This window comes from Acidithiobacillus sp. TH-A36, assembly GCF_057473445.1.
Map to the genome: position 1 here is coordinate 1 of NZ_JBYCKP010000329.1, position 4,887 is coordinate 4,887.

Annotated in this window: 6 protein-coding genes and 1 pseudogene; all 7 read right to left on the reverse strand. The window is 54.8% G+C overall.

The genetic code is table 11. From position 1 onward, the window contains the following. On the reverse strand, positions 1–757 hold a 757-nt coding region (locus AC2VLY_RS08820; protein WP_486922121.1), incomplete at its 3' end, for an MBL fold metallo-hydrolase. Continuing rightward, positions 754–1,527, reverse strand: coding sequence for a TatD family hydrolase (locus tag AC2VLY_RS08825; RefSeq protein WP_193651625.1), 774 nt, complete (start codon positions 1,525–1,527; stop codon positions 754–756). The genes AC2VLY_RS08820 and AC2VLY_RS08825, both read right to left, overlap by 4 nt. Positions 1,528–1,670: 143 nt before the next feature. Beyond that, the gene (gene rlmB, locus AC2VLY_RS08830) at positions 1,671–2,420 is read right to left on the reverse strand and encodes a 23S rRNA (guanosine(2251)-2'-O)-methyltransferase RlmB (RefSeq protein ID WP_486922122.1); all 750 of its coding nucleotides are present in this window, start codon (positions 2,418–2,420) and stop codon (positions 1,671–1,673) included. A 3-nt stretch (positions 2,421–2,423) separates the two neighbouring features. Further along, entirely contained in the window at positions 2,424–2,885 is a 462-nt protein-coding gene (locus AC2VLY_RS08835; RefSeq protein WP_369680949.1) for a hypothetical protein, read from the reverse strand. Positions 2,886–2,892: 7 nt separating this feature from the next. Further along, positions 2,893–3,312, reverse strand: a complete 420-nt coding sequence (locus AC2VLY_RS08840; RefSeq protein WP_010640203.1) for a hypothetical protein — start codon at positions 3,310–3,312, stop codon at positions 2,893–2,895. Between the two features lie 92 nt (positions 3,313–3,404). After that, a complete protein-coding gene (locus AC2VLY_RS08845) occupies positions 3,405–4,442 on the reverse strand; it encodes an AI-2E family transporter (RefSeq protein ID WP_215864357.1) in 1,038 nt (345 codons plus the stop codon). Positions 4,443–4,476: 34 nt separating this feature from the next. After that, positions 4,477–4,887, reverse strand: a pseudogene (locus tag AC2VLY_RS08850) (phosphatase); the annotation flags it as partial.

Below are 4,887 nucleotides of genomic sequence, written 5' to 3' on the forward strand. Positions count from 1 at the left end.
CTTGCTCAATCACCATACCATCAAAAGCCGGTACGATATCTGCCGGGAGTTCCGCAGCGAACTGTGCATAATCAATATCATGGGTCATATGGGTGAAAATGGTTTGCTGAGCGGCAATACGACGGGTCCAATACAAGGCTTCCTCGACATTGAGATGCGTCGGATGAGCTTCGTAGCGCAGGCAATCCAGAATCAGTAATTTCAGATTCCTGAGCAGAGCCAGGCTTTCGTCAGGAATCGATTTAAGATCAGTCAGATAGGCTACATCTCCGAAACGGAAGCCAAGGATGCACAATTTACCGTGCATGACAGGAATGGGCGTCACCTTGAGATTGCCGAAAGTCTTTTCAGTATGGAAGCGTTCCATGGATAAAGAAGGTTTTGCCCAGGCCGCGTCGGGTGGCAAAAAACAGTAACGAAAACGACTTTCCAGCTCGCTGGCCGTACGTTCATCCGCATAACAGGGGATGACGATTTTCTGGGCAAAATTAAAGGCGCGCAGGTCGTCAATGCCGTTGATGTGATCCGCATGAAAATGGGTATAGAGCACGGCAGTCAGTCGTTGGACCTGGCCATCCAGCATTTGCTGGCGCAGATCCGGTCCCGTATCCACCAACAACACCGTATCCTCGTGTTCTACCAGAATACTGGCACGACGACGCCGGTTGCGCGGGTCCGTACTTCGACATACCGGACAGTCGCAGGCGATCACCGGGGTGCCAGCACTGGACCCTGTTCCCAGAAAAGTGATTTTCATGCGGCCACCGTCCGGGTAAAAAGATGATGAAAGTTCTCGGTTGTCTGTCGTGCCAGATCTGCAAACGACTCCGCTCGCAACTCAGCCAAAAATTGGGCGACATGACGAACATAAGCCGGTTCATTGCGTTTACCGCGCAGAGGCGTTGGTGCCAGATAAGGCGAATCCGTCTCTACCAGCAGACGATCTGCAGGCAATTTCCGGGCAACAGCCTGTAAGTCCAGAGACTTTTTAAAGGTCACTATCCCGGAAAGGGAAACATAAAATCCCATATCCAGAACAGCACGGGCAAATTCCCAGTTTTCCGTAAAACAGTGGATGACCCCCCCGGAAGCGCGGGCATCTTCGCTCCGCAGTAATCCCAGGGTATCTGCTGCGGCTTCACGGGTATGGACAATAACGGGTTTCCCCGTCGCCTTGGAGGCGGCAATATGCCGGGCAAAGCGTTCCTGCTGCCAGCGCAAATCACCCTCACTGCGAAAATAGTCCAGCCCGGTCTCACCCACAGCGACAACTTTTTCCATCGACAAAGCGGCGAGCAGGTTTTCCATGCTCGGCGTTTCAGCTTCCGGCTCATTGGGATGCACCCCGGCAGCGGCCCATATACCCGTATTTTCAGCCGCCAGAGCCTGTACGCGCGACCAATGTTTTTGCACAACGGCGGCAATCAGGATTTCCTGCACCCCGGCAGCCTGGGCACGTTCGAGAATGGCTGACCGATCTTCTGCAAAATCTTCAAAATCGAGATGGCAATGGGAGTCTACCAGCATTGTTACACCTATTCAGGGTTCTCAGTGTTTTCTGACCGGGTCAGTCTACCAAAATCAGGGCTGCATTTCCCGTTATGGTAAGAACAACAACGGCGCGGGCCAAAGTCGCGGCAAAGCCTCCCGGCTCTCTGCCGTTGTTGGGCTTAAACAATAGCCGACGTTTTCAGACTCTGTCGCTGACGGCTGGCTTCAAAAAGACAAATGCCCGTAGCGACGGACACATTGAGACTTTCAATGGCTCCGGCCATGGGTATGTGCGCCAGATAATCGCAGTGTTCACGCGTCAGGCGGCGCAAGCCCTTTTGTTCCCCACCCATGACCATCACCAGCGGCATGTTCAAATCCAGATCATAAATGCTTTGCTGCGCATCCCCGGCCATGCCGACCAGCCAGAAACCCGCCTCCTGCAAGGCCGCAAGAGCACGGGACAGGTTGGTCACCGTACAGACCGACAGTCGTGAAGCCGAGCCAGCTGCAGCCTTGCGAACGGTGGCATTTACCGGGCAGGCATTGTCCTTGGGAAGGATGACCGCACTGACTCCAGCCGCCTCAGCGCTGCGCAAGCAGGCACCGAGATTGTGTGGGTCCAACACACCATCCAGCACCAGCAGAAAACCCTGACCATTCAGATCAGCGAGAATATCTGTAAAATCCGGCTCCGGATGTTGTAAAAGTACGCCGGCAATACCCTGATGCTTATCCGTATTGAATTTGCGGACCAGAGCAGCATGACGCAACTCATGAACGGGTAAATTCAGAGCCCGGGCCTTTTCCAGAAGAGGTACGATTCTCTCGTCCGTGTGCCGCTCCGTAGCTACCCAGATTTCCTCTAACTCACCGGCATCCAGAGCAGCATGCACCGCATGAATCCCATAAAGTTGTTCCTTAGGCAAAAGTCACTCCGTCTTTATTCCCGACAAAATATCCGGCCGACGTTCAGAGGGAGGGATAGTTGCGAGCCCGATACGCGCAAAAGCTGCCGACTCGGTTTCTGCCGGCAACACATCCCAACCCGGTATATCCCGACAACAAGCCACCCAGTCGGCGGGACCGGAATGGGCAATTTGCGCAAAACCCCAGGCGGTTTTTTCGACCTGATAAAACTTGACTGGAATGCCTTCGCTACTGATGGCCTCCCGACGTCCGGGTTCATAAGAGACGAAAAGCGCACATGAACCCAGAAGCAGATCCCAGCTTTCGGGCGGCAAAACGCCCTCCCTGAGAAACTCCAACCTGGGTACGGGCCAGACGTTGCGGCGCAGAGGACCCGTTCGCTCCAGACGCCAGCCTGAAGCTCTGGCCCAGCTGAGCACTTCGGCTTCAAATGCCAACCAGTCGTCACGTCCGCAAACTGGCACGCGCTACTCAGAAACTGTCGAAAATGTCATCGACAATATTGTCTGCCACCGCGAATCCGGCACCCAGCCCCAATCCGGTCATGACATTTCCCAAAAAGCCGCTACCCATGCCCGGCTGTCCCTGCATGGGCGCATTCCATGGTCGTTGCTGCATATTGGGGTTCATACCCTGCTGGTTCATGCCCTGCATTTGCATTTCCATCTGCTGAATACGCTGAGCCATCTGCTGCATCATCATGCCGACATTCTGCTGTTGTTGCTGAAGACTCATGGCCAGGCTCCGCAGTTCCATGTTGATTTCCCGGGCGGTGATGTTATCCGGAGCCAGGCTGTTCACCCGCCCGGCAACCTGCTGCAGAGCCTGCAGATTATTCTGGGTTTGTTGCTGCAATTGATTGTACTGTTGATCCAGCATTGTGTAGTCCATGATACGCTCCTGCTTCACGAGAAAACCTGATCATTAGATGGTCAAAATGAGTATATGTTCCTGCCGCATGTATTGCCGACACAAGCGAAAATTCATTCCTGGAGTCTTATGCGGCGCTCCCAGGCTCGCCACACACCGCGCGCCAGCAGTACCAGAATAGGGCCGATAATCAACCCGATCAAGCCAAAGGCTTCGGCTCCACCGAGGATGCTGAAAAATACCAGAAAAAACGGCGCCTGCGTCTGAGATCCGGTCAGTAACGGTCGAACAACCAGATCAGCCACCGTGATCACGAAAAACCCCCAACCCAGCACGGCCAGTCCGGCTATCCAATGGCCGGTAAAAGCCAGCCAGATGGTGGCAGCACCCACTACGGCAGTGGCCCCAAACGGTAAAGGTGAAATGAGCGCAGTAGCCACCAGCCACAGGGGCCAAAGTGCCAAACCCGCCAGAGCATAGGCAATACCGATAAACATGCCTTCAATGACTCCAACCCCAATCAGGCCAATCAATACGGAACGTGCCGCATCCCGGCAGGCCGCCAAAAAACGGTCACCCCGATCCCGTCCCCAAAGCTGGGTGGTTCCCAGTCGCAGGGCTTCGGTAATCCGCTCACCATGCAAGGCCAGCGCGAATACCGTCAGGGCTGCGAAAAAGGTGTGCAGGGTAAATATCCAGAGTTGACTGAGAGAATCCGTAATAATGCTGGCATGAGCACTGATAAATGAAGACAAATAGGCTCCATTCAGAGTACTCAGATGATAGCGCAGCCAATGCCCGATATAGGGAATCTGCATCACTTCAGGGGGAACCATCACCAGTGAATCTCCGGACTGCCAGCGGGCAATCAGCAAGGCCACCTTGGGCAAAATGGTATCCACAATAATGACCGAAGGAATAATGATGATGGCCACCCAGGCGATGGCATGCACCAATGATCCCAACCAGCGCGGCAAATGAAAAGCCCGCTCCAGACGCAGTTGCCAGGGCCAGCCCACCGTGGTCAATACTGCCCCCATCAACAAAGGTCCAGCGAATGGACTCAGGGTATAGGCAGCTCCGGCATAAATCAGCAGCAGCAAGCCCAGGCCCCAAAGCGCGTAGCGAGAATTTTCCTGTTCTTTAGGCACCGGCTTCCTCGGGGCAGCTACTGCGAATAGTGAATCAGTGGAAGTGAATGCCCGCTCTGGCCCAGACCGGCTCTACCCCGTCGGGCAGAGGGAGCAATTGACCAATGGCCGCATGACCGACATCCGGCCCATGAAAATCAGACCCCAGGGAACCCAGCATGTTAAGCTCTTTGGCAAGACGTCCCAAATGCTCACGATCACCAGCAGCCTGACTGCCGGAACACACTTCGAGACCCGCACCACCGGCCTCACGGAAAGCCGTCAACAAATTGCGCAAGCGGGTAGCACTGAGCTTGTAACGACCGGGATGAGCAACAATGGCAGAACCGCCCGCACTGTTGATCCACCGCACGGCTTCAGTCATGGGAATCCAGTCGCTCGGGACATAAGCCTTGCATCCACGCCCCAGATATTTGCCAAAAGCTTCACTGGCATCCGCACAATG

What these genes read in the sequence shown, in the direction of transcription:
- AC2VLY_RS08825 (WP_193651625.1), bottom strand. Translation starts at nt 1,527, where the DNA reads ATGCTGGTAGACTCCCATTGCCATCTCGATTTTGAAGATTTTGCAGAA.
- AC2VLY_RS08840 (WP_010640203.1), bottom strand. Translation starts at nt 3,312, where the DNA reads ATGGACTACACAATGCTGGATCAACAGTACAATCAATTGCAGCAACAA.